22 protein-coding genes are annotated in these 24412 nt (G+C 68.1%); 7 read left to right on the top strand and 15 right to left on the bottom strand.

The features are described 5' to 3' along the window. Nucleotides 1-96: 96 nt before the first annotated feature. The 4 genes from puhE to MARPU_RS13645 all read left to right on the top strand — a co-directional run bounded on the left by puhE (nt 97) and on the right by MARPU_RS13645 (nt 4870). A complete protein-coding gene (gene puhE / locus MARPU_RS13660) occupies nt 97-1005 on the top strand; it encodes a putative photosynthetic complex assembly protein PuhE (protein WP_005221235.1) in 909 nt (302 codons plus the stop codon). 475 nt (nt 1006-1480) lie between these two features. Further along, nucleotides 1481-2839 (top strand): oxygen-independent coproporphyrinogen III oxidase, encoded by a 1359-nt coding sequence (gene hemN, locus MARPU_RS13655; protein ID WP_005221241.1) that lies wholly within the window; start codon nt 1481-1483, stop codon nt 2837-2839. Next, complete coding sequence (gene bchJ, locus MARPU_RS13650) at nt 2836-3447, top strand: bacteriochlorophyll 4-vinyl reductase (RefSeq protein WP_005221243.1); 612 nt, start codon at nt 2836-2838, stop codon at nt 3445-3447. Before hemN ends, bchJ begins: the two co-directional genes overlap by 4 nt. A 4-nt stretch (nt 3448-3451) precedes the next feature. Continuing rightward, entirely contained in the window at nt 3452-4870 is a 1419-nt protein-coding gene (locus tag MARPU_RS13645; RefSeq protein WP_005221244.1) for an AMP-binding protein, read from the top strand. 42 nt (nt 4871-4912) lie between these two features. Here the strand turns inward: MARPU_RS13645 and MARPU_RS13640 are convergent, their stop codons facing one another. The 9 genes from MARPU_RS13640 to MARPU_RS16820 all read right to left on the bottom strand — a co-directional run bounded on the left by MARPU_RS13640 (nt 4913) and on the right by MARPU_RS16820 (nt 14732). Next, nucleotides 4913-5683, bottom strand: a complete 771-nt coding sequence (locus MARPU_RS13640) for a DUF4412 domain-containing protein (protein ID WP_005221246.1) — start codon at nt 5681-5683, stop codon at nt 4913-4915. Nucleotides 5684-5710: 27 nt separating this feature from the next. Further along, nucleotides 5711-7048, bottom strand: coding sequence for a phenylacetate--CoA ligase family protein (locus tag MARPU_RS13635; RefSeq protein ID WP_005221248.1), 1338 nt, complete (start codon nt 7046-7048; stop codon nt 5711-5713). Between the two features lie 23 nt (nt 7049-7071). After that, a complete protein-coding gene (locus MARPU_RS13630; RefSeq protein WP_005221249.1) occupies nt 7072-7509 on the bottom strand; it encodes a hypothetical protein in 438 nt (145 codons plus the stop codon). Nucleotides 7510-7565: 56 nt separating this feature from the next. Beyond that, nucleotides 7566-8900, bottom strand: a complete 1335-nt coding sequence (locus MARPU_RS13625; RefSeq protein ID WP_005221250.1) for a phenylacetate--CoA ligase family protein — start codon at nt 8898-8900, stop codon at nt 7566-7568. A 101-nt stretch (nt 8901-9001) separates the two neighbouring features. Beyond that, nucleotides 9002-9493, bottom strand: coding sequence for a 2-oxoacid:acceptor oxidoreductase family protein (locus tag MARPU_RS13620; RefSeq protein WP_005221259.1), 492 nt, complete (start codon nt 9491-9493; stop codon nt 9002-9004). 94 nt (nt 9494-9587) lie between these two features. Further along, entirely contained in the window at nt 9588-11207 is a 1620-nt protein-coding gene (locus MARPU_RS13615; RefSeq protein WP_025275359.1) for a thiamine pyrophosphate-dependent enzyme, read from the bottom strand. An 89-nt stretch (nt 11208-11296) separates the two neighbouring features. Beyond that, the gene (locus tag MARPU_RS13610) at nt 11297-12667 is read right to left on the bottom strand and encodes an alginate export family protein (protein ID WP_005221264.1); all 1371 of its coding nucleotides are present in this window, start codon (nt 12665-12667) and stop codon (nt 11297-11299) included. After that, nucleotides 12654-12827, bottom strand: coding sequence for a symporter small accessory protein (locus MARPU_RS17925; RefSeq protein ID WP_005221265.1), 174 nt, complete (start codon nt 12825-12827; stop codon nt 12654-12656). The genes MARPU_RS13610 and MARPU_RS17925 overlap by 14 nt, the downstream gene beginning before the upstream one ends. Before the next feature lie 78 nt (nt 12828-12905). Beyond that, on the bottom strand, nt 12906-14732 hold the full coding sequence (locus MARPU_RS16820) for a sodium:solute symporter family protein (RefSeq protein WP_005221267.1): 1827 nt from the start codon (nt 14730-14732) through the stop codon (nt 12906-12908). A 127-nt stretch (nt 14733-14859) separates the two neighbouring features. On the opposite strand from MARPU_RS16820, the gene MARPU_RS13600 reads away from it, so the two are divergent. Next, entirely contained in the window at nt 14860-15219 is a 360-nt protein-coding gene (locus MARPU_RS13600; protein ID WP_005221269.1) for an acyl-CoA thioesterase, read from the top strand. A gap of 206 nt (nt 15220-15425) precedes the next feature. Here the strand turns inward: MARPU_RS13600 and MARPU_RS13595 are convergent, their stop codons facing one another. Further along, nucleotides 15426-15950 (bottom strand): acyl-CoA thioesterase, encoded by a 525-nt coding sequence (locus MARPU_RS13595; RefSeq protein WP_232229476.1) that lies wholly within the window; start codon nt 15948-15950, stop codon nt 15426-15428. 35 nt (nt 15951-15985) lie between these two features. Between MARPU_RS13595 and catB the strand changes: the two genes are divergently transcribed. Further along, nucleotides 15986-16621 (top strand): type B chloramphenicol O-acetyltransferase, encoded by a 636-nt coding sequence (gene catB, locus MARPU_RS13590; protein WP_005221273.1) that lies wholly within the window; start codon nt 15986-15988, stop codon nt 16619-16621. A gap of 491 nt (nt 16622-17112) precedes the next feature. Further along, nucleotides 17113-17331, top strand: coding sequence for an SHOCT domain-containing protein (locus tag MARPU_RS13585; RefSeq protein ID WP_025275358.1), 219 nt, complete (start codon nt 17113-17115; stop codon nt 17329-17331). A gap of 15 nt (nt 17332-17346) precedes the next feature. On the opposite strand, the gene MARPU_RS13580 is transcribed toward MARPU_RS13585, so the two are convergent. The 5 genes from MARPU_RS13580 to MARPU_RS13560 form a co-directional block, all read right to left on the bottom strand. Continuing rightward, nucleotides 17347-18036: a M48 family metallopeptidase gene (locus tag MARPU_RS13580; protein ID WP_005221276.1), complete on the bottom strand. Its 690-nt coding sequence runs from the start codon at nt 18034-18036 to the stop codon at nt 17347-17349. 19 nt (nt 18037-18055) lie between these two features. After that, nucleotides 18056-18685 carry a glycine zipper domain-containing protein gene (locus tag MARPU_RS13575; protein WP_005221277.1) on the bottom strand — a complete coding sequence of 210 codons (630 nt, stop codon included), beginning with the start codon at nt 18683-18685 and terminating at the stop codon, nt 18056-18058. 76 nt (nt 18686-18761) lie between these two features. Continuing rightward, entirely contained in the window at nt 18762-19931 is a 1170-nt protein-coding gene (locus MARPU_RS13570) for a vWA domain-containing protein (RefSeq protein WP_005221278.1), read from the bottom strand. 123 nt (nt 19932-20054) lie between these two features. Then, nucleotides 20055-21887, bottom strand: a complete 1833-nt coding sequence (locus tag MARPU_RS13565; protein ID WP_005221279.1) for a protein kinase domain-containing protein — start codon at nt 21885-21887, stop codon at nt 20055-20057. A gap of 90 nt (nt 21888-21977) precedes the next feature. Continuing rightward, the gene (locus MARPU_RS13560; protein WP_005221280.1) at nt 21978-24254 is read right to left on the bottom strand and encodes an FHA domain-containing protein; all 2277 of its coding nucleotides are present in this window, start codon (nt 24252-24254) and stop codon (nt 21978-21980) included. Nucleotides 24255-24412: the final 158 nt, after the last annotated feature.

The following is a 24412-nucleotide window of genomic DNA, read 5'->3' as shown; positions in this document are numbered from 1 at the left end:
CGCGCGTATCGACCCTGATGCGACCGAGCAGCGAATGGCTTCGGTGATATCGGCGAGCCCTGCGGCTCGCCTCAGCAGCAGAATGGGTCGCATCGCATGACCGACTTCGGTTTCCCAGTCCTCTTCGCGCTCGGGCTGTGGTGGTTGGGCACCGGCGTGGTGCTCTATCTGGACAACCTGCCGCGTCGTACCTTCCGCTGGACCATGCTCGGCGGTATCGTGGTGCTGGCCGTGGCGATCTTCGGCTTCGCCCTGAGCAGTCTGCACGACGGCCGTCTTGCCGCCTATGCCGGTTTCACCTGCGGTCTGGTGGTCTGGGGGGTGTTGGAGATGAGCTATTTCACCGGTTTCCTCACCGGTCCGCGCAAGCTCGCCTGCCCCCAGGACTGCCGTGGCTGGCAGCGCTTCTGGCTGGCCGTACTCACCAGCCTCTATCATGAGCTGGCGATCATCGCCACCGCTGTGTTCCTCATCCTGATCGCCTGGGAGCAGCCCAACCAGGTCGGGGTCTGGACCTTTGTGGTGCTGTGGCTGATGCGCTGGAGCGCCAAGCTCAACCTCTTCCTCGGCGTGCCCAACCTCAATGAGGACTGGTTGCCCGAGCATCTGCGCTATCTCAAGAGTTACATGCCGAGTCGCGGCATGAATCTGCTCTTTCCGGTCTCGATCACCGTCTCCACTGTGGTGGTGGTACTGATGGTGCTCGAGGCGCTGGCGCCGCATTCGGCCGGCGCCGCCGCGGTGCGTCTGACCTTGGCGGCCACGCTGCTCGCCCTGGCCTTGCTCGAGCACTGGCTGCTGGTGCTGCCGCTGCCCGATGAGGCGCTCTGGTCCTGGGCGTTGCCGAATCGCCAGGACGCGGCCAAGGATGATCTGGGCGGTTCGGGTTCGGATAGTGGCGTGCTGCGCTCGGCGTTGCCGCGCACCCGCCCGCAGGGTGGCGAGAGCGGCGGTTATGCCGCCTCCTCCTGTGCTCGACGAACCGGCTGGGCCTCAGGACTCTGAGGGTTGCTGCACGCCGCCCGGTCGAGGGGCTGGCACAAGGGCGCGAGGGTGCCGGGAACTTTTTCGCGACCAACCGTGACAAGGTAGAGCTTCGTTTGCAGTCGACGTATAATCCCCGGTGCCAGCCATGGTGAGCGCGGCGCGGTCGCGTGGAATTCAGAGCCTGGGTCGACGATTCCGTCGGTCTGCTCGATCCATTAAAATCCCGCCCGGACAAGCGCTTGCAAGATGCCTTTCGGCCATTAGACAGGGCTGTGAAAGGCATCCTGAGCCAGGTTCTTGCGGAGAGACCGATCGAGTCGTGCTGGCCGTCCAGCGCTCGCGCGTCCTCTTCCACGAGGCCCGTGAATCCGCCGGACATTCCGAGTCGGATATGGATGGATTCGAGACTGCGACACTTTGGGGTGGTTACGGCCTGGTCCGTCGCGTCGATCCCCGGAATGTTCGCGGCACAACCTGAAAACAGGTTTGACACATGGCGCCTCTCTCTACCAGTGTGCCGTTCGAGTTGCTCGACCGGTATGGCCAATCCTCGAGCGGATGTCCGTTCTCTCCCTCGGGTCTGGTCTCCGACCGATCCTTCTGCGAAACCCTCTACCGAGAAGCACTCGCCGAGCTGGCAAGTGCCCCGGATGACGACCTCGCGCTCTACGTCCACGTGCCCTTCTGTCACGTGCGCTGTCTCTACTGCGCCTGCGATACCACCATCACCCACAGTGAGGAGAAGGTCGACGGCTATCTCGATGCCCTCGAGCGCGAGTTCGGGCGGGTCGCCGAGCTGATCGGGCGCGGACGCCGGGTGGTACAGCTGCATGTCGGCGGTGGAACCCCAAACCATCTCAACGAACCCCAGCTCGCCCGGTTGATGGAGATCGTCGAGCACCACTTTTCGCTCGCCTCCGACGCCTGCACCTCGATCGAGTGCAACCCCCGTCGCGCCTCGGCCGGCCAGCTCGACCTGCTCTACGGGCTCGGTTTCAAGCGCGTCAGCTTCGGGGTGCAGGACCTCAACACCGATGTACAGCGCGCCATTGGCCGGCTGCAGTCGCTGGGGATGGTGCGCGATGTCTACCATACCGCGCGTGACACCGGTTTCGAGAACATCAGCTTCGACCTTATCTATGGCCTGCCCTTCCAGACCGCCGAGAGTTTTCGCATCACCCTCGATCAGGTCATCGATCTCGCCCCCGACCGCATCTCCTGCTTCAGTTACAATCACGATCCGGTTCGCCGTCCCCACCAGCACGCCATCGATGTCGCGATGTTGCCGAGTGCCGGGCAGAAGCTGGCGTTGTTCCGCCAGGCGGTCGAGGCCTTCACCAAGGCCGGTTATCGCTGGGTCGGACTCGATATGTTCGTGCGTGAGGGCGATGAACTAGCCGTCGCCCAACGCGCCGGTCAGCTGCATCGCACCGCCATCGGCTATACCCCGCTGCCGGCCTCGCAGGTACTCGCGTTCGGTCCCAGTGGCGTAGGTGAGCTGGGTGATGCGCTGGTGCAGAACGAGCCCGATCTGCGCGCCTGGCGGAGTCGGCTCGATGCCGGTCAACTGCCGGTTGCTGCAGGACGGCGACTGGGTGAGCGGGAGCGCCGGCGCCGTGACGCGCTGGTCTCCCTGATGTGTAACATGCGTCTGCCCGCCGCGTCGGCCGCCGCGCTGGAGGAGGATCAGGATCGTCTGCTGTGCGATGGCGACGGTGGACTGGTCGAGGTCAGCCAGGATGGTATCCGGGTTACCCCCGAGGGGCGTTACATGCTCCACGGACTCTGTGTCGAGCGGGGCGGCTCGAATGGCTGGGGCAGTACGCAGTGGCGATCGATCCTAGTGCAATGAATCAACCAGTCAATACCACCGCTCCGGCCCCGGGACGGGTCGGCCCCAATGCCATCATCCGCATCGCCGAGGCGCTCGAGTCCTTCGAGGGACGCGAGCGCGTCGTGGCGCTGCTCGAGGCCGCGGGTCTGGCACATTACCTCGATGCCATGCCCGAGAGCATGGTCGATGAGCGCGAGGTGACCCGACTCCATATCGCGCTGCGCGAGCTGATCGGTGTCGAGGGGGCCAAGGCGGTCTCGCGCGATGCTGGGGCGCGTACCGGCGATTATCTGCTCGCCCGGCGCATCCCGCGCCCGGCGCAGCGTCTGCTCAAGATCCTGCCCGCGCCGCTGGCCAGCCGCGTGCTGATGACCGCGATCCGGCGCAACGCCTGGACCTTCGCCGGGTCCGGTCGCTTCGAGGCGCTGCCGGCCTATCCGCCGCGCTTCGTCATCGAGGACGGTCCGATCTGCGCCGGCGCCCGTGCCGAGCACCCGCTCTGCGACTTCTACGCCGGCACCTTCGAGCGTCTCTATCGTAAGCTGGTGCAGCGCGAGGCGCGCGTCACCGAGACCGCCTGCCAGGCCAATGGCGCTGAGGCCTGCGTCTTCGAGGTCCGCTGGTAGACCGATGTCCGACGCACTCCCGCATGCCCCGCAGGGCATGCCGGTGCGCACTCGCCCCCCCGACTTCTCCGCCGCCCCCTGGTGCTCGGGCACCGGGCTGGCGCTGGTCTGTGATGATCAGCGCTGGGACTACGATCGGCTCGGCGCCGAGGTCATGGCGCGTGCCCGGCTGCTCCGTGATCAGGGGCTGGCCGCGGGTGAGCTGGTGCTCGCCCCGGATGCTCCGGCGCTCGATCTGCTGCTGATGCAGCATGCCCTGGCGCGGCTCGGCGCCGCGCTCTTCCCCTATCGCGTCGGACTCGATCCCGAGGCCCGCGCCGACCTGGCGCGACTGGCCGCGGCCGAGTGGCACTGGGATCCGCTCGACGCCCGCCTCGAACGGCTCGGCCCCGGGCCCGGGACGCACCCGACGAGCCCCCCGGCGCTGCTGATCCGTACCAGTGGCAGCAGCGGTGGGCGCATCAAGGCGGCGATGCTCGGCGCCGAGGCCGTGCTCGCCTCGGCGCTTGGCTGCAACCACAGCCTCGGGCTCGGCAGCGCTGATCGCTGGCTGTGTTGTCTGCGCACCAGTCATGTCGGCGGCATCGCCATCGCCTATCGCTGCGCCTTGGCCGGTGCGGCCCTGGTGCTGCACCAGGGTTTCGCCGTCGAGCGGGTGGCGCACGACCTCGATGCGCACGCCATCACCCATCTCTCGCTGGTGCCGCCGATGCTGGCGCGTCTGCTCGATCACGGCGTGCGGCCACCGGCGTCGCTGCGGGTGGTGATGGTCGGGGGGCAGGCGCTGAGCCCGGCGCTCGCCGCGCGCGCGCTCAAGGCCGGCTGGCCGCTGTATGTGACCTACGGGATGACCGAGACCGGCTCGCAGATCGCCACCTCGGCGCGACTGCACGCGGCGCCGTCGCCCGGACGGATCGGGGCGCTGCTACCCGGTTGTGCGGCGCGCGGTGGCAAGGCCGAGGCACCGGCGCGGCTGTGGCTGCGTGGGCCTGTGCTGATGCAGGGCTATGCCAACCCCGAGCGTCGTCCCGGTGAGGGGCTGACCGATGGCTGGTTCGAGACCTCGGATCTCGGTTGGATCGCCGCCGAGGGCGCGCTCTGGGTCCAGGGGCGTGCCGACGACCTACGGGTGATCGCCGGCAACAACGTCTCGCTCGCTCGCGTCGAGGCGGTGCTCGCCGGTGCGCCCGGGGTCACGGCGCTGGCCGTGGTCGCGCTCGAAGACCCGGTGTGGGGGCATCGGCTGGTGGCCGTTTACAGTGGCGAGGCGAGTGCCGATGAGCTGGCGGTGTGGTGCGCGGGGCCGCTGTCCGGGTCGGAGCGGCCACGGCGCTGGCTGCGGGTGGCGGCACTGCCGTTACTCGACTCGGGTAAGTACGATCGGGTGGCGATCGGTTCGCTGGCGCGGGCGGGGGTGGGCTGATCTGGATGCCGTGGCCAGCGCTCGCCGGCCACGGGGCGCGGATCAGTGCGCCGGTGGGTGTCCGGCCGGGGGCGCCATGCCCATGCCGATCTCCTTGAGCTGATAGTCGTCGGGGACGGTGAAGAAGTCGGTCGCGATCGTCTCCTGGCGTACTGCGGTGACCTCGGTCTCGGTGCGCACCTCGGTGCCCATCATGTTCATGGTGCTGACGGTGAGGATCGGGAAGCCCTTGATCTTGTCGAGTTCGGCCATCTGCTCGGCGCCGCCGGGGATGTCGCCGGCGCCGGCCATGCGCATCATCCGGGTATAGGGACGGACGTCGAGATCGATCTCCTCGGTGGCCCAGACCTCCTGCTCGACCTGCATCATGCCCTGCTTGGTGACCACGTATTTGCGGCATTCCCAGTCGCCGATCCGGCGGCTCTCGCCGGTGTCCTCGACGCTCACCTTGGTCTCGCTGATCATCGCGCGCATCTGCGCCATGCTCGGGTCGGCCATCGCCTTGGCGACGTCGTCGACGTTGATGGTGAAGTACTGCTGCAGACCGTCGTTGAGGAAGGTGATCACCCCGGACTCGGGGTCGAGGATCATGCTGTCGGCGCTCTCGCCGCTGTTGACCACCTTCATCTTGCCTGCGGCGATGTAGGTCTTGGTAAGGCTCTCCTGCGGTCCCTCGCTCATCACCGCCGAGCCGCGATTGACGGTCTCGATGTAGTAGCCGTCGCCGGCGATGGCGAGCAGCGGCAGCAGCAGGGTGGCGAGCAGCAGCCCGGCCGGGAGTCGCGTTCGGCGCGCGGTATGGATCATGGTCATGCTCTCTCCTGGGGTATGGCCCTTGGGTCAGTCGTTGAGCCGGCGCTTGTCGAGTACGCGCCGGGCCTTGCCGACGAAACGCTCGATCGATCTCGGCTCGACCAGGTCGACATGAGCACGGATGCCGGCGACGGTCTGGATCTCGCGGCTGATGTGCTCGCACAGTCCCTGCATCCGGTCCATGCGATCGGAGAAGATCTCCGGGCGCATCTCGACCTTGACGTGGACCTCGTCGAGGGTGCCCGGGCGGTCGACCTCGATCAGATAGTGCGGGGTGGTGCCCTCGACGCGCAACAGCGCCTCCTCGATCTGCGAGGGGAAGACGTTGACGCCGCGGATGATCAGCATGTCGTCGGTGCGTCCGGTCACCCGGCTCATCCGCATGGTGGTGCGGCCGCAGGCACAGGGCTCGCGATAGAGCCGAGCGATGTCGCGGGTGCGGTAGCGGATCAGCGGCGTGGCCTCGCGGGTGAGGTTGGTGATCACCAGCTCGCCTGGCTCGCCCTCGGCGACCGGCTCCAGGGTCTCGGGGTCGAGACACTCGACGATGAAGTGGTCCTCCTGGATGTGCATGCCGTCGTGCAGCGGACACTCGCCGGCGACCCCGGGTCCGAACACCTCCGAGAGTCCATAGTTGTTGAACGCCTGCAGCCCGAGCTGGTCCTCGATCTCGCGACGCATGTCCTCGGTCCAGGGCTCGCCGCCGAAATGACCGTAACGCATCGGCAGGGTGGCTGGATCCATGCCGAGTTCGCGCGCGCTATCGGCGATGGTCAGCGCGTAGCTCGGGGTGCAGATCAGCACCTCTGGGGTGAGTTCGCGCATGATGTCGATCTGGCGTCGGGTGTTGCCCGCCGCCGCCGGGATCACCGCCGCGCCGACCCGCTCGATGCCGTAGTGCAGGCCGAAGCCACCGGTGAACAGGCCATAGCCGAAGGCGACCTGGGCGGTGTGCGCCGGGCGCAGTCCGCCGGCGACGAGGAAGCGCGCGCACAGCTCCGACCAGGTGCGCAGGTCCTGCGCGGTGTAGGCGACGAAGGTGGGCACGCCGGTGGTGCCCGAGGAGCCGTGGATGCGCGCCAGTTCCTTGCGCGGCACGGCGAGGAAGCCGAGCGGCTGGTGACGGCGCAGGTCGTCCTTGGTGGTGAAGGGCAGGCGCCGCAGATCGTCCAGCGAGCGGATGCTCTGCGGGCCGATCTCGGCGTGCTTGAACTGATCGCGGTAGAAGGGCACCTGGGCCACGCGCTCGACCATGGCGCGCAGTCGTTCGAGTTGCAGCGCCGCGATCTCCTCGCGCGGGAGGGTCTCGGCGCTGCGGTTCCAGATACGGTTCTCGCTCGACCAGTCGGGGTCTTGGTTGGACATTGGCATGGGGTCTGTGGTTGGCGTCAGCCGACGTGACGCATCAGTTCCTCGGCCTCGACCACGTGCAGCCCGTGCTCGAGCAGGACTTCGATGGCGCGGTCGGGGTCCTCGAAACGGAAGATCAGGATCGCCTTGTCGTCGCGGCGCAGCGAGAAGGCGTACATGTACTCGATGTTGAGTTCGGCGGCCTCGAGCACCGCCAGCGCGCCGGCCAGGCCGCCCGGGCGGTCGAGCACGTCGACGGCGACCACCTCGGTCTGCTTCACCACCCAGCCGCCTTGCTCGAAGATCTGCTTGGCCTGCTCCCACTCGCGCACGATCAGGCGCAGGATGCCGAACTGGGCGGTGTCGGCGAGCGACAGGGTGAGGATATTGATGTCCTCGGCCGCGATCGCCTCCAGCGGCGCCCCGAGCTGGCCGGGGCGGTTCTCGAGAAAGAGTGACAGTTGTTGCAGTTTCATGGGTTCGACTCCCCTTTGTGCATCTTCCTGGCCGTCGTCGCCGACGACGGGGCCGCTCAGTCGTGGCGGCGATCGATCACGCGCTTGGTCTTGCCCTGGCTGCGCTCGATGGTGCGCGGCTCGACCAGACGGAGCATGACACGGATGCCGATGATGCGCTCGATCGACTGCGCCAGCCGGGCGCGTACCTCCTCGAGCGCACGCACCTTGTCGCTGAACACCTCGGCGGTGACCTCGACCTCGACGGTGATCTGATCGAGGCCGTGATCGCGGGTGAGGATGATCTGGTAGTGCGGCAGGGTGCCCTCGACGGCGAGCAGCGCGGCCTCGACCTGCGAGGGGAAGACGTTGACGCCGCGGATGATGAACATGTCGTCGGAGCGGCGCTCGATGCGACGCATCCGTCGCAGGGTGCGACCACAGGCACAGGGCTCGGGAATGATCGAGGTGATGTCGCGGGTACGGTAGCGGATCATCGGCATCGCCCGCTTGCTCAGCGTGGTGATGACCAGCTCGCCCTCTTCGCCGTCGGGCAGCGGCTCGCCGCTCTCGGGATCGATGATCTCGGGATAGAAGTGATCCTCGAAGAGGTGCAGCCCGTGCTGCTCGGTGCACTCGCAGCCCACCCCAGGGCCGACGATCTCGGAGAGCCCGTAGATGTCGTAGGCGCGGATCCCGGCGGCCTCCTCGATGTGACGGCGCATCGCGTCGCTCCAGGGCTCGGCGCCGAACACGCCGACGCGCAGCGACGAGGCCGGGAGATCGACACCGAGTTCCTCGGCGCGCTCGAGCATGTGGGCGAAGTAGCTCGGGGTGCAGCACAGCGCCGAGACACCGAAGTCACGGATCACCATCAGCTGGCGGTCGGTGTTGCCGCCGGAGATCGGCACCACGGTCGCGCCCAGGGTCTCGGCGCCATAGTGCACGCCGAGCCCGCCGGTGAACAGCCCGTAGCCGAAGGCGTTCTGGACGATGTCGCCGCGGTGCAGGCCGTAGCAGGCCAGTGCGCGGGCCATCACCTCCGACCACACCTGGATGTCCTCGCGGGTGTAGCCGACCACGATCGGCTTGCCGGTGGTGCCGGAGGAGGCGTGCAGCCGCACCACGTCGCCCATGGGTACGGCGAACAGTCCCGAGGGGTAGGTGTCGCGCAGGTCGGCCTTGACGGTGAAGGGCAGCTTGGCGATGTCTGCGAGGCTCTGGACCGATTCCGGGGTGAGGCCCCGCTCTTCCATCCGACTGCGGAACAGCGCCACGTTCTTGTAGGCGTGCTCGACCACGGCGCGCAGTCGGCGCAGCTGTACCTCGCGCAGTGCTTGCTCGGGCAGATAGTCGGGGGCGCTTGCGGGGTGGAAGCCTCCGGCGGCGTCGTTCCAAAGCTCTTTAAACATGGATGTCCTCTTGATCGCTTGATCTGGGTCGACCGGGGGCATGCCCGGACCGATCCGCTCTGGCTGGCGGATGACGGGGCGCGCCGCGCCCCTGCCGATCGTTACTGACCGAGGTGGCGTGTTGCGCCCTCGCGCCCGAGCGCGAAGGCCTGCTCGTTGATGGCGTGGAGCTTTTCGGCGAGGTTGGCGTGGAGCGCCGCCTCCCAGTGCCCCAGATCGATCTCCAGCGCGGTGGAGAGTGCACCGAGCAGGGCGACGTTGAGGCTCTTACGGTTGCGCAGCGCGCCGGGCTCGATGACATCCGGGCCGATCAGCAGTCCGCCGGCACGCAGCGTGGGGCGGTTGATCTCGACCTGGGTGGCCTCGAGCACCAGCAGCACGTCGGCCTCGCCGGGCGGCACCATCGGGCTGAGCACATCGGTGCCGTAGCGCACGTCGCTGCTCACCGAGCCGCCACGCTGGCTCATGCCGTGCAGCTCGCTCTTCTTGACGTCGAAACCGGCGCGGAAGGCCGCGTCGGCGAGGATGTCGGAGGCCTTGATGACCCCCTGGCCGCCGAGTCCGGCGATCACGATGTTCTTGACCTGTTGCATCGAATCTTCTCGCTCAAGGTGCGGGCGCGCGCCGTGGCGCGCACCCGACGTTCGGGACGGCGTCGGTGCCGGTGTCGGGCGCCGACGCTCGGGTTCAGTCCTGGGTCGCGGTGGCGCACTCGGCCTGTTCGGCCGCGGCCTTTTCGTAGACCCGGATCTTCGGCGCGGCGAGCACGCACGGCTGACGGGTGATCACCACCGAGGTCTCGTTGCGCGCGAGCAGATCCTCGAGCAGCGGACGCAGGTCGTCGGCGCCGCGGTGCAGATCGAGCACGTGGACGTTGGCCACGCCCATCGACTCGCACACCGACTCGAAGCTGATGCGGTTGGTCGGGCTGTGGTCGAGCAGGCGACCGGTCCCCGGGTGCTCCTGCTGGCCGGTCATCGCGGTGGTGGCGTTGTCGAGGATCAGTACCACGTGACCGGTGGCCGGTGGGTTGTAGACCATCTCGGCGATGCCGGTGAGCCCGGAGTGGACGAAGGTCGAGTCGCCGATCACGCTGACCACCCGGCGTGCCTCGTCCTCGGGGAGGACGTGACGCAGCCCGAGGCCGACGCCGACGCTCGCGCCCATGCACACGCAGGTGTCCATGGCGGAGAAGGGCGGCAGCACGCCGAGGGTGTAGCAGCCGATGTCGCCCGAGACGATGCAGTCGAGATCGCGCAGGGTCTCGAACACCACCCGGTGCGAACAGCCGGGACACAGCTCCGGTGGCTTGCCCGCCGGCGGCTCGCTCTCGGGGCTGGTGTCGTTGGCGAGGATGCGGCGCACGCGCGCGACATTGAGTTCACCGAAGCGGTACTGTTCGGGCTTGCCCTCGACATCGATGCCGGCGGCGCGCAGGCTGTCGACCAGCACCGGGTCGCCCTCCTCGATCACCACCAGACGGTCGACGCTGGCGGCGAAGGCGCGGATGCGCTCGAGCGGCAGCGGGTAGGTCAGACCGATGGTCAGCTGGCAGGCATCGGGCGCGGCCTCGCGGGCATGCACGGCGGCCACGCCGGTGGCGACGATACCCAGCGCACGATCGCCCTGGTGCAGGGTGATCGGCCCCTCGGCCTCGTTCCAGGCAGTGATCTCGGCGAGCTTCTGGCGCAGTCGACGATGTGCCGGCTTGGCGAAGGCGGGGATCATCACCCGCGCCGGGACATCGCGCCGGAAACGCAGCGCGCTGTCGTCCTGATGCGGCGCGCGCGGACGCACCACTGTTTTGGCGTGGCAGACACGAGTGGTCAGACGCAGGATCACCGGGATCTTCCAGCGCTCGGAGAGTTCGAGACCGAGCCAGGTGAAGTCGTAGGCCTGCTGCGAGTCGATCGGCTCGAGTATCGGCGCGGCGGCGGCACGACCGTAGTGACGGTTGTCCTGCTCGTTCTGGCTCGAGGCCATGCCCGGATCGTCGGCCGAGACGATCACCAGTCCGCCGTCGACATCGGTGTGGGTGGCGGTGAACAGGGCATCGGCGGCGACGTTGAGGCCGACGTGCTTCATGGTGACGATGGTGCGCGCGCCGGCGAAGGCCGAGCCGCAGGCGACCTCGAGTGCGACCTTCTCGTTGGGCGACCACTGGGCGCGGCCGCCGATGCGGTCGAAGGTCTCGAGGATCTCGGTCGAGGGCGTGCCGGGATAGCCGGTGCCCAGCCGCACCCCAGCGTGCAGCGCTCCCAGGGCGACTGCGTCGTCGCCGCTCAACAAAAGCCGTTCTCCAGTCATGGTCTCGGTTTCGCTCTCGTAGTGCAGAAGGATTCTGGTTGCATTATCGGTCCCCCTGTTGCGTCGCAGCAACCAAGGGGGCGCGACCCTCACCAGCTCAGGGTGAGTTCGGCGCGGACGAAGTAGCCGTTGTCACGGCGGTGGGCGGCGTAGTAATCGCCCGGTTGCAGGTATTCGGCCATCAGGTGACCGGCGAGATGGTCGTTGAACCGGGTCTTGAGCCAGGCGGTGAACAGATGGCCGCGGAAGTCGCCCGCGCCGCTGATGTTGGCCAGCTGCGCGGCGCTGCGGGTGCTGCGCTGGTCGGCCCAGAGGGCGTGATAATCGAGGGTGAGGCGGGTCGAGGGCAGCAACTGGGCGATCCAGCCGAGGTTGGCGCGATGCAGGTTGCTCGCCTCGCCGACTCGGGTCTCGAGCGGCCACTGGTAGATCATCAGCTCGCTCCACTGCGGCCAGCGCCCCCACAGCGGGTCGAAGGCCTGGTCGCCGGTGCTGTCGGGGTCGTCGCCGGAGAGGTACTCGTAGTCGAGATGGAGCTTGCTGTCGAGTCCGTCGCCGAGGTCCAGCGTCAGCCGAGTGTTGATCCCGAGTGCGTCGAGATCGCGCCCGTTGCGCGTGCCCCATTCATAGACGCCCTCGGCACGCAGCCGCCAGCGCTCGGCCAGTGGGGTGTCGATGCGTGCGCCGGCGGCATAGACGTCGCCGCTGTCGGCGGGCGAGGTGAAGGGATAGCCGTTGTTGAAGCGCAGGTTGCCCGGGGTGTCGTTGGGACGGGCGTGTTTGTAGATGAAATAGCCGTCGAGGTCGGCGCCGGGGATCAGCGCTCGGTTGCGGGCATAGAGGATGACACCGCTCTCGTGCTGCTCGATCTGGTCCTCGACCCCGCCGTTGAGTGCCTGGGGAAAGCGCCCGGTATCGGCGCTCTGGTCGATGTAGACCAGATCGAGTTGGGTGTCGCCGGCGAGCGCGAGGGTGGCGCGGGCGGCGTCGAAATAGATCGAGCGCGAGCCGTCGAAGGGACTGCTCTCGAACACCAGCCAGCCGTTGCCGAAGATCAGGTCCTGACGACCGAGCTTGAGGGTGAGCGGCAGTCCGCCCGGCTCCTCGAGGGTGAACACCAGCCGATCGAAGAGCACTCCGCCGCTGTAGTTGCGCTCGAATCCGGGCAGTGGCCAGTCACCGGGGGTGGGCAGCAGATAGTGACGTCCCTCCCAGACCAGTCGGGCGTCGAGACGCGCGCCGGGGTCGATCTCGTAGCCGCCCCAGAGCCGGGCGCGATAACGCTGGAAGTTGCGCTCGGCGGTGGGGCTGTCGCTGTTGAAGCCGACGTTGCCGATGAAGACCTGGCGCAGCCTGAGATCGGCGCCCCAGTCGAAGGCGTCGTTGGCCGCCTGGGTCTGGGTTGCGAGCAGCAACGCCGCGAGTGCGGCGAGAGGGCGGGTGAGTCTAGCGCAGCGCATCTTCCACCTGCTGTTCTTCGAGTGCCCAGAGGCGGTCGGTGGGGGTGAGTTCGTCGTCTGCGGCGTTGCGTCGAATCCAGCCGTAGAACAGACAGATCAGGGTCACCAGGATGCTGCCGAGGTAGGCGAGCCATACCCAGGGGTCTTCGATGCCGAGCATGCGTCTTCTCCTGCCAGCCCGGTCGGGCCGGGCGTCGTTGCGTCGTCCGGGGCGCCGGGTGATGGTGGCGACCGGTGTTCAGTCTCGGGCGGCGCGCGCCGGGAAGCAGCGGGCCAGGTGTTCGGGCTCGGGTGGGCGGGTGAGCGCGCTCACCAGGATCAGCGTCAGGGTGGCCGCCGGCAGCGCGATCAGCACCGGGTCGACCATCGGCCAGTTGGGGTGTCCGGCGAGCAGGCTGGTCTCACCGTCGGTGAGCCGCTGCACCAGGCCGATGGCGGCAGCCTCCTTGGACTTGACCAGTACCAGCCAGAACAGCGACACGCCCATGCCCACCAGCATCGAGGCAAGCGCCCCGGCACGGGTCACCCGGTGCGAGAACAGGGCGCCGAAGTAGGCCGGCAGGAAACTCGCCGCGCACAGCCCGAAGAAGATCGCGGTGAAGCGCGCGACCACGTACTCCTGACGCACCGCGTAGCTGATGGTGACGGCGATCAGCAGCCCCAGCATCACCGCCAGGCGCATCACCATGAGGCTCGGCTCGCGATCCCGGCCACGTCCGCTGCCCTCGTAGAGGTCACGCCCGGCGACACTGCCGATGGTGTGGAACTGGCTCGACATGGTGCTCATCGCCGCGGCCAGCAGCGCGAGCAGGAAGACCACGCCGAACCAGCGCGGCAGCGCAGCGCTGATATAGGCCGGGATGATGCGATCGGCGTCACCGCCGACGGCGGTGATCGCGGTGGAGCGCCCGCCGAGCAGGGTGAAGGTGGCGCCGCTGGCATCCTGTGCGGGATCGCGGCTGGCGACGATCAGCGGCACCGGGTCACGCGCCGGGTCGATCGACCAGTGGCCGGTGGCGTCCTGCACCATCGGCTGGACCAGGGCGTGATCGCGCGTGCCCTCGAGCGTCTCGACCAGCTGGCCGTGGATCTCGGGACCGTTCTGGGCGAACCAGACGTTCGACAGACTGCCGACCAGATAGGGGGTGCCGACCATCAACAGGATGAACACGGCTCCCACCGGCACGGCGCGATCGAGTTCGCGGCGGCTGCGCACGGTCATGAAGCGCACCGCCAGCTGCGGCTGGGCGAGCACGCCGATGCTGACGCCGAGGATGATGCCGCTGACCACGATCCACCACAGATCGTACTGGCGCGAGCCCCAGCCGAACTCGGGCATCGCCGTCCAGCCGCGGTGCCCGATCGCCTGTAGCGGTGCCGGGGCGAGATCGGCCATGTCGGTGAGCGCTTGGTGGGCCTCGCTGACACCGCCGAGCGAGGAATAGGTGAAGATCAGCAGGAACACCATCGCCCCGACCATCACCAGCCCCTGCAGGGTGTCGGTGTACATCACCGCCTTGAGCCCGCCGGGGATGACATAGGCGGCGGTGATCAGTGCGAAGACCAGCAGCGCGACCTCGAAGTCGATGCCGAACTGGGTCGCGGCGAAGACGCTGCCGCCGGTCATTACCGCCGCGGCGTAGAGCGGCATAAAGAGGAAGATCAGCCCGCCGGAGAAGAGCTGGATGGCGCGGCTCTCGTAGCGCTTGCCGAGCAGCTCGGGGAAGGTGTGGGCGCCGAGCTGGTGGCCGAGTCGGCGGGTCGGCTCGCCGAGCAGCACGAAGGCGAGCAGGATGCCGACGGCGATGTTGGTGAACACCAGCCATAGCAGGCTCATGCCGAACAGCCCGGCGACCCCGCCGAAGCCGACGATGGCCGCAGTGGAGATGAAGGTGGCGCCGTAGGAGATGGCCATCACCACCGGATGCGTGCCACGTCCGCCGACCAGGAAGTCGGCCGCTGAGCGGGTGCCGCGATAACCGAGCCAGCCGAGATAGGCGGTCGTCAACAGATAGGTCAGAATGACGACGATGTCGATCCAGCCCAGGGCCGCGGTGTCGGACATGTTCTCCCCTCGAGACAGCTCATCAGCGAATGCGGGGGCGAAAAATACCCAAGTCGCGCGGGGCTTTATATAGATCCAGCGCAGTTAAACGCGGTTTTTTGAAGGTTTTGTTTCATCGAGGGACGCTATGGAGAACTACAAGGTCGTCAGACCCGGACATCTCAATCACTACGGCTATCTGTTCGGTGGCTTTCTGTTGCAGTGGGTCGACGAGATCGGCTGGATCGCCGCCAGTCGCGACAATCCCGGTTGTCGCCTGGTCACCGTCGGGATGGATCGGGTCGAGTTCCATCGCAGTGTGCGCGAGGGCGTGGTGCTGCGCTTCGAGGCCGTCGAGTCGTGCCGTGGCACCAGCTCGCTGACCTATGCCGTGAGCGTCTTCGCCGACGACCTCGAGACTGGCGCCGAACAGGAGATCTTCTCGACCTGCATCACCTTCGTGCGGGTCGACGAGGACGGGCGCAAATGCCCGCTGCCGGGGCGCTGAGGTCAGTCGTCAGCTTTCAGCCACCAGCCAGCAGCCAGCAGCCGCCAGTGGAGGTTTCGGTCGATCATGGCGGTTGAAGGCAAGCCACCGATCCTTCCTTGCTGGCCGGGGGCTGGTGACTCTTCGGCGTCTTTGCAGTTCAATCTCGCTGGCCGCTGGCCGCTGGCCGCTGGCCGCTGGCCGCTGGCCGCTGGCGCCGGGTGTCCTCACTCGGTCGATGCGGCGGTGAGGTGGGGTTCGAGGGCCGCGCGCAGTTCGGGGGCGAGGGTGCGCGCGCTCCCCGGCTCCAGGGCGATCTGCACGTGGACCGTGCGCGCCCGCGCGGCGAGGCGTCCGTCGGCATCGAGGAAGCGATAGCCGAGGCTGAAGGCGCGCTGGCGCAGCTCCAGCACCTCGACCTCGACACTGATCTGCTCGCCGTGCTGCATCGGTTGCAGATAGTCGGCCTCGGCGTGGGTGAGTGGCAGCAGCAGCGTCTGCGCAGCGATCATCGGCGGTAGCGGCTGGCCGATCTCGCGCATCAGCGCCTCGTAGGCGTCGTGTGCATGACGAAACAGATGGGCGAAGAACAGGCGTCCGGCGGCATCGGTGTCGTGCAGCTGGACGGTGAAGCGGTATTCGAAGGGGCGGGGGATCATGACGCGCTCTGGCTGCGGCTGGGCCTGGGCGTCGATGATAGCAGCGCGGCGCGACGGGCGGTTACACTCGGAGACCTCAGCGAGTCGACGCATCTCGTGTCGCGTGCGTCATGGATCGGAGCGTCAGGATGCGCAACCATTTCGAGAGCCCCTTCGCCGGCAAGCCACTGCGCGAGCAGGTCAGCAACCCCAATATCGAGGTCGGCGAATACAGTTACTACTCGGGCCACTATCACCATCACTCCTTCGAGGAGTGCGTGCGCTATCTCGATCCCGATCGCGACGATGTCGACCGCCTGATCATCGGGCGCTTCTGCTCGATCGGCAGTGGTGCGGTGTTCATGATGGCCGGCAACCAGGGGCATCGCAGCGACTGGATCAGCACCCATCCCTTCTTCTATCGCGCCGACACGCCCTTCGCCGGGGCGCTCGATGGCTATGTCCCGGCCGGTGACACCGTCATCGGCAACGATGTCTGGATCGGCAGCGAGGCGATGCTGATGCCCGGCGTGCGGGTCGGCGACGGGGCCATCGTCGCCAGCCGCGCCCTGGTCAGCCGCGATGTGCCGCCCTATACCGTCGTCGGCGGTAATCCGGCGCGTCCGATCCGGGTCCGCTTCACCGCCGAGGAGATCGAGCAGCTGCTCGAGATTGCCTGGTGGGACTGGGAACCCGAGCTGCTCGAGGCGGCGATGCCGCTGCTCTGCGCCCAGAATGTCGCCGCCCTGCATCGTTTCTGGCTGTACCACCACGCCCCCGCCTGACCCCCATTCGCCCCACAGGCACCCGTCGGGTCGAATCGGCGTCGGCCGCGCCCAGTGTTCGGGGACGTCGGGAAGTCCCGTCGCCCCGTGTCGAGGTGTGTCCGGCGCATGCTTCAGTCAGTGCTCGAAGAAGGCGGAGATGATGTCTACAACGCGTCTCGTGCCCGGGCGCCCGTGACTCTCGCGCTGTTGTTCGCCGCGCCACTGTCGGTCGATGAGAGGGCGGCGTCGATGGCAGCGGCGGCGCTATCGCCGCCGGTGATGCGCTCGTGCTGGGAGCAGCCATGACCAACATCGAACGTCTGCTCGAGGAGCTGGTCGAACAGCAGCGATGCGACGACTGAGCCGGCAGCACACCTCGGGCGCGTGACGCCTGTCGGCCGGTGCCGAGCCCCGCTTGCGCCGATGCGTGATCGCCCCCGTCGCTGTTGATCGACGCTGGCGGTGGCTGTGTCGTCGAATGATCGAGAATGACGAATCTGGAGCAATGCATGATGCATCACGGTTGGCTGCCCGGTGGGCTGGGCTGGGTCTTCTGGATCCTGGTGGCACTGGGCGTGGTCTGGGCGCTGCGCGCCGGGCGCCGCGATGGTCGAGGTCGCGAGGGGTGCGCCAGCGAGGAGGCGCTGCGCATCCTCGAGTCGCGCTATGCGCGCGGTGAGATCGAGCACGATGAGTTCGAGCGCCGGCGAGAGGATCTGTTGCGCTGAGTGATCAGGCGGCACTCAGCGTGGACGACAGCCGCCGCTCTCCGACCACAGCCCGTCGAGTTCGTCGACGAGTTGTGCGCGTAGCCTGGTGAAGGCGGGCGAGTCGTACTCGGGGTGGGGCGGCGGCGCCGGGGAGAGTGCGTCGATCCGCGCCCTGAGCTGAGCACTGGCGCCGTGACCCTGCTGCAGACAGACGAGCACCCCGGCCATGGCGCCGGGGTCGAGACCGGCGCGCGCGAGCAGCGTCTCGGCGGCCCGATCGGCGGCGATCTCGCGCTGCAGGTCGAAGTGCTGGACGACGGCGCCGAGGTCGATGCGCTGGTCGGCCGAGTCGGGGGCGGCGCAGAAGTGACCGAGCCGCTGGTGGGAGATCTCGTGGGCGAGTACCGCGGCGAGCTGGGCCTCGTCGCCGACCAGTGCGATCAGACCGTCGCTGATCAGGAACTGGCCGCCGCCGAGGGCGAAGGCGAGCGGTTCGAGGTTGCGTACCAGATGGATGTGAACCGCGGTGTCGAGCCCGGCGATCGCGCCGAGTCGGGCGCCGAGGGTCTGGACGTGACGGCGCAGCGGGTCGCCCGAGGCGCGCAGCGGCCAGTCGCGCTCGATGCGCTGCATGGTCCGCTCGGCGGTGGCGCAGCCCTGGTCCGCGCCGCCGCCGAACAGCCCACCGAACAGCGCCAGTCCGAGCAGCCAGTGGAGCGGCATCGTCCGGTCGGTGCCGCGCTCAGCCGCGCACCACGAAGGTCGACTCGTCGGTGTCGTAGCTCGACCCGGCCTTGACGCGGTGCTCGATCACATAGGTCCCCGGAGGCACATCGCTGGGGATGGTGATCTCGGCCTGGGCGGCCCAGCCACCAGCGGTGCGAGTGCTGGTCTTGGCCGGCAGGCGCGCCACCGAGCGACCGTCCTTTTTCAGCGTCCAGCTCTCGGTCACCGAGGTGCGCGAGACGCTCGGCGGCAGCATCACCGAGTAGTCGGTGACCAGGTCGACCGACTGGCCGCGGCCCACCGTCCGTGGCGAGTTGGAGCCGCGACGGATCTTGACCTGGGTGCGCTCGACCGGCTTGCTCAGGCCGTAGACCCGGCTGTCGGCGGCACTCGAGCGTACCTGACGCGATTGATACTGGTTGAGCGCGACCACGCTCCAGCCGAGCGCGCCACCGATGGCCGCGCCCGCCACCGCGCCGCGGGCGTCACCGGTGACCAGGGCGCCGATGCCGGCGCCGACCAGGGCGCCGATGCCGGCGCCGGCGGCCTGGTCCTGGGTATCGCCGGTGGTCTGGCAACCGCTCACCGCCACCGTAGTGGCGAGTGCCGCCGCAGTCAGACCCTTACGATATGGTGCTTTCATCATCTGCTTCCTCGCGCTGCTGTCGATTCGGTCTCGTGGTGCCGATCGGTCCGGGCCATGTGGCCCGGACCGACACGCCTCACTGCGGCATGACCGGGGCCGCCTCGGGAGTGGCCGTGGGATCATCCCAGTAGGGGGTCTGGCCCGCCGGGAGCTTGGGGATGGCCTGCTCGAACTTGGTGATGGCCGAGCGGATCGCCGGGATCGGCGGCGGCTGGATCGCCTCGAAGCTGGTGTCGTCGTAGACGTACTTGCCGCTGCCGCTCGGGTACTCGACGCCGAGCTTGAGGCTGTGGTTCTCGCCGTCGACCGGGATGTAGGAGCGGAAGGTGACCACGTAGTCGCTCTGGAGGATGTTCTGGATCTCCTCGACGATGCGCTGCATGCGCGCGGTGGTCTCGCCGACCAGGTAGTAGATGCCGAAGGAGTTCTTCGACAGCGCCTCGAGGTTCTGGAAGTGACTCGGGTCGATGCGCGAATAGGCGAGCGAGTAGATCGGGATCGGCACGCCGAGGTTGGAGATGCGGGTCATCAGCTCGTTGCGGGTGATCGAGCTGCCCTCGTCCTTGCCGTCGGAGAACACCACCAACGAGCAGGAGACCACATAGTTGCCGCCGACCACCGAACCCTGGGCGCTCATCGCGCACATCTGCATGCCGGCGCCGATGGTGTCATAGAGTCGGGTCTTCATGCCGTCGGGCTGGATGTCGGCGATACGGCGGGCGAGCACCCGCTCGTCACGCTCGAACTGCGAGACCAGCTGGTAACCCTGCTTGGTGTCGCGCACCGCCAGCACCGCGATCTCGTCCTGTGGACGCTTGCTCTCGATATAGCCGATGGCCGCGCGCAGGGTCTCCTCGAAGGGTGCGCCGGACATGGTCTTGCTCGCGTCGATGACCAGCACGCTGCGGGTGGCCTCCTCGCGCTGACGGATCGACTGGATGCCGTACTGACGCTTCATCGGGTTATAGGGGCGACCCTTGACCATCAGCCCGATGTTGAGTTCGTTGAGGTTGATCAGCGGCTGCATGTCCGAGTCGAAGGTGCGCAGATAGACCTGGACGAAGGGATAGAGCGAATAATCGGTGCGGTAGATCTTGAGCCCGTAGCCACCGGGAGCGGCGAAGCCGTAGCCGCTCTGGGCCAGCGCCGCGGCGCTGCCGGTCAGGGCGAGGATCAGGGTGGTGAAGCCCAGGAGCGCGTGGCGCAGCCACGAGCGACGGGCGGAGTTGGAACGAGCTGGTTGCATGGACGACTCCTCAGGTGTGTCACACGACGCGGGGGGAGCGCCACGCCGGGCGTGGCGTCACTCGTGCCGTCGCCCGGTCCCTCGACATGGGCGACGAACGATCCTTGTCCGGGGCGGGCGAGGTCAGTAACTGCGCTCCGCCCCCTTGTACTTGAACCCCCATCCCGAGCTGCCGCCACTCGATGGAGCTGGCTTGGGGGCTGGTTTGGGGGTGGGCCGTGCCTTGGGCGGTTCTGGGGGAGGCTTGGCGACCACCACCGGCTGTTGTGGTTCGGGCTCGACGGACGGCGCCGGCTCCTTTGGCGGTTGGCTCCCGGGCTTGGGAGTCGAGACGACCGGCTGCGAGACCTGGGGTGCACGCTGCTGCTCGAAGAGGTCTTGCAGCGATCCGGGGCGGCGGGTCGGAGTGCTTCGGGTGTCGGTCTGTTGGTCGGAGAAGATGCTCGGCAGCGGGCCGCTGGGGACGCTGGTGGTCTGTGGCGGTGGCGTGGGGCGGGCGCTGGGTTCGCCGCGGGGCGCAGGGCGTGCGGCGGCTCCCGCGCCAGCCGCCGCCGCTCCTGCGCCCGCAGCGGCGGCCGCCGCGGCCGCGGTGCCAGTTGCCGCTGCTGCAGCCGCCGAGGTCTCGTCGGTCACCGGGGAAACTGCCGGGGGGGAGGTCGGAGTGGGCGTCGCGGGCTGGTCCGGGGTGTCGCTCTGTTGCGCCGTGTCCGGAGTCGGTTCGTCCTCGGGGGCAGGGAGCCGGTCAAGCACCAGCCAGGTGACGACGCCCGCGCCGGCCAGTAGCACCAAGCCGGCGAGCAGGGCGAGCGGCGACTTGGAGCCCGGTTGTCCGCTCTTGTCCTGGGACGGGGGCGTGACGGAGGTCTGGCCGCTCGCGCCCGTGGCATGAGTGGGCAGCGGCAGTGAGTGGATCTGCGCTCCGGTCTGGGCGGTCTGGGGCGGGCTGAAGCCGCCGGGCGATTGCGGCAGTACGGTGGTGGCGACCACCGTCGGCGAGCTGGCGCCGTTACCGCCGGCCAGCTGTTCGAAGACCTCGGCGAACTCGGCGATCGACTGCTGGCGCTGATTGATGTTGAGTTCCAGCGCTTTCAGCACGGCGGCGTCGACCGCCGGCGGGATCTCCGGGAGGAACTGCGACAGCGGCACCAGGGTGGCGCCGGTGACCCGCTCGTAGGCCGCTGACGGCATCTTGCCGCTGAGCAGGTTGTAGACGATGGCGCCGAGCGCATAGACGTCCGAGCGCTGATCGGTGCCGGTGCCGAGCACCTGTTCGGGCGGGCTGAAGCCCTGGCTGGCGGCGCGCCCGAGGGTGCGGGTGGCGGTGTCCGGCGCCGCCTCCTTGGCGATGCCGAAGTCGATCAGCATGATCCGCCCGCTGTCGTCGAGCAGGATGTTATCGGGCTTGAGGTCGCGATGCACCACCGGCGGATCCTGGTCGTGCAGATAGCCGATCGCGGCGCACAGCTGATTGATCCAGGGCAGCAGCACGAACAGCGGGATGCGTCCGCCGCGCTGCTCCTGCTCGCCGCGCAGGGTGCGATCGCCGCCGAACTCCAGCACCAGACAGACCATCTCGTTGTCGGTGAAGCGGTCGGTGATGTCGGGGACGGCGGGGTGGCTGAGACGCCCGAGCAGACGCGTCTCGTGTTCGTCGAAGAGGATCTCGGGGATTTCCTTCAACGCTCGGTGCTTGCCGTGCAGACGCAGGTCGTCGACCAGGTAGGTGACGCCGAAGCCGCCCTTGCCGAGCACCGAGTTGACCCGGTAGCGCTCGTTGATGACCTCGCCGGGTTCGCGCAACCAGCGGATGACGCCGCGGATCACCCCTTGTGCCGTGGTGTCGAGATGGGCCAGTTCGAGTCCGCAGTCGCCGCAACGGTAGTCGCGTCCCGGCAGCTCGGCGGTCAGGTTCTGGGCGCCGCACTTGGGGCAGGTTTTCAGCTCTGGGTCTTCCACGGCACGTCTCGCTCGTTGCTGGGGTCGTGCGGGTGATGCGTTGCGTGTTCAGTGCCTCACTCTAACCCCAGGATCCGTGTTCGCCAAGCCTCACAGTCGCCGGTCCTTGAGCTTCAGGGACAGGGTGGTGAGCAGGAGGAAGCCGAGCGCCAGGCCGCCGAGCGCGAGCATCGAGTCGTCCCAGCTCGCCTGCACCTCGATCAACGCCCTCTCGCTGCCCGGCAGCGGGGTGCGCAGCGTCTCGTCGAGGGTCGCGCGCATCGCGTCCAGCCCCCAGTAGGCGATCACCGAGAAGCGGGCGACCTGTTCGGTCACCCCGGAGAGCGCGACCACCGAATTGGAGAGGATGAATTGCGGGATCAGCAGCAGCGGCAGCGCGGCGATCGCCTTGTCGTTGGAGTTGACCAGGGCGCTCACCGCCAGCCCCATGCAGGTGGCGGCGAGTCCGGCGAGGAAGAGGGTGGCGAGACGCTCGAGGAAAGGCCCCTCGAAGCCGAGCATCAGGGTGACGATGGCGAGGAAACTGGCGCACTGGAGCAGACAGAGCAGCGCCAGTGGCACCAGCTTGCTGGTCAGGTAGGCGGGGATGCGCACCGTCACCGAGCGCTCGCGCAGATAGACCGGCAGCTCCTTGACGATCTCGCGCGCGGAGTTGATGCAGCCGAACCAGATCGCCGAGAGCACCAGCACGAAGGTCACCTGTCCCTCGGCGGCGGCGCGCTCGGGCAGGGTGCCGCCGATGTCGAACACCGCCCCGACCACCAGCGCGATCAGGGGCGCCTGTAGCAGCAGCACCAGCAGGTTGAGCCGGTCGGAGAGCAGCAGGTCGGCATAACGGGTGGTGAGGGTGAGCATCTGGCGCAGCCCGGCGCGCAGCGAGGTGCCGGGGCGCTTGGCGCGCGCGCCCTTGGCCTGCTGCGGGGCCTCGACCGGGGCCGGGGTGGCCGCGCGGCGCGTGGTGATATAGGTCTGGTAGAGCGGCGAGGCGCGATAGCGCGTTCGCCACTGCTCGGCCTCGCCCTGCTCGAGCAGTTCGTAGACGTCGGAGAGACGCTCGACGCCGAAGTAGGCGGCCGCCTCGCCGGGCGGGCCGTAATAGACCAGACAGCCGCGATGGAGCAGGGCGACGAGATTGCAGCAGTCGATGTTCTCGAGCGAGTGGGTGACGCAGACCACCGTCTTGCCGTCGGCGGCGAGCCGCGCGAACAGCCGCATCATCTTCTTGTCGGTGCCGGCGTCGAGCCCGCTGGTGGCCTCGTCGAGGAAGAGGATGTTGGGGTTGGCCACCAGCTCGACGGCGAGACTGACGCGCTTGAGCTGGCCGCCGCTGAGCGGCTCCGGGGTGTCGACGGCGAGCTGGGCCTTCTCGCTGAGACCGACGCGCTCGAGCACCCGTTCGCTGAGCGTGGCGATCTCCTCGCGCGAGGTGTCCGGCGGCAGTCGCAGCCGCGCGGTGTAGCCGAGCGCGCTGATCACCCGGATCTTGCGATGGACGATGTCCTGCTGGGGGACATAGCCGATACCGGAACGGAACTGGTCGAAGGCGCCGTAGAGGTCGACGCCGTTGTAGGCGACCTGCCCGGAGGTGGCCGGGCGGCGGCCGTTGAGGGCGTCGAGCAGGGTCGACTTGCCCGAACCGCTGGTGCCGAAGATGACCACGAACTCACCGGGATCGATCACCAGGTCGATCTCGTCGAGCAGCCGTCGCGGGGCGCCGGTGGTGCGATCCTTGACCTCCTTGGTGAGGGCGTTGACCTCCACCCGCACCATGTTGCCAATCTCGGCCGGCTCGAGTGCGGCGCCGGTGAACACGAACACGAAGCTGGCGAAGGCGACGCGGTCGCCGGGGGTGAGGGTGACCGGGGTGCGGATCGGTGCGCCGTTGACCGAGGTGCCGTTGGTGCTGCGCAAGTCCTCGAGCCAGACCTGGTCGTCGATGATCGACACCCGCGCGTGATGGCGCGAGATCTGGGGCGAGTCGATCACCAGTCCGCAGTCGCTCTGGCGTCCGACCAGGATCTCGATGCGCTCGGTGCTCCCGGGCGCCGGGGCCAGTGGTGCGACCGCGTCGGTCGAGAGCTGGACCAACACCCCGGCGAGCGCGATCCAGTCGCCCTGGCCGACCCCGACGGCGCCTTGCACGGGCCGGCCGTTGACCATCAGCGGCGCTCCATCGACCGGCTCGGCGAAGAGTGCGCCGCGCTGCATGAACAGCCGGGCGTGACGGGGGCGGACCTCGGGTCCCTGGATCTCGACATCGCACTCCGGCGCGCTGCCGAGCACGCAGTCGGCGGTGGGCTGTAGACGCAGCTGCGCGATCGTGTGTCGTGCCGTCTTCAGCTCGATCTGCTGCGCCGCCTCTTCCATCGCCGGGTCCTCGTTTCGTGGATGACTGCTGTAGCGAAATCTACCCCATTGTTCGCGTCGATAAAACCGTGCGCGTGGCATGAGGTGTGCGTGCGGCGGAGCGTCGGATGGTTGTGGTCTATCCTCGACTCAACCGGAAAAAGAGGCGCGGCGAGCAC

It is taken from the genome of Marichromatium purpuratum 984 (assembly GCF_000224005.2).
GTDB classification, from domain to species: Bacteria; Pseudomonadota; Gammaproteobacteria; order Chromatiales; family Chromatiaceae; genus Marichromatium; species Marichromatium purpuratum.
The sequence above is the reverse complement of the archived record's forward strand: the minus strand, read 5'-3'. Positions and strand labels throughout refer to the sequence as shown.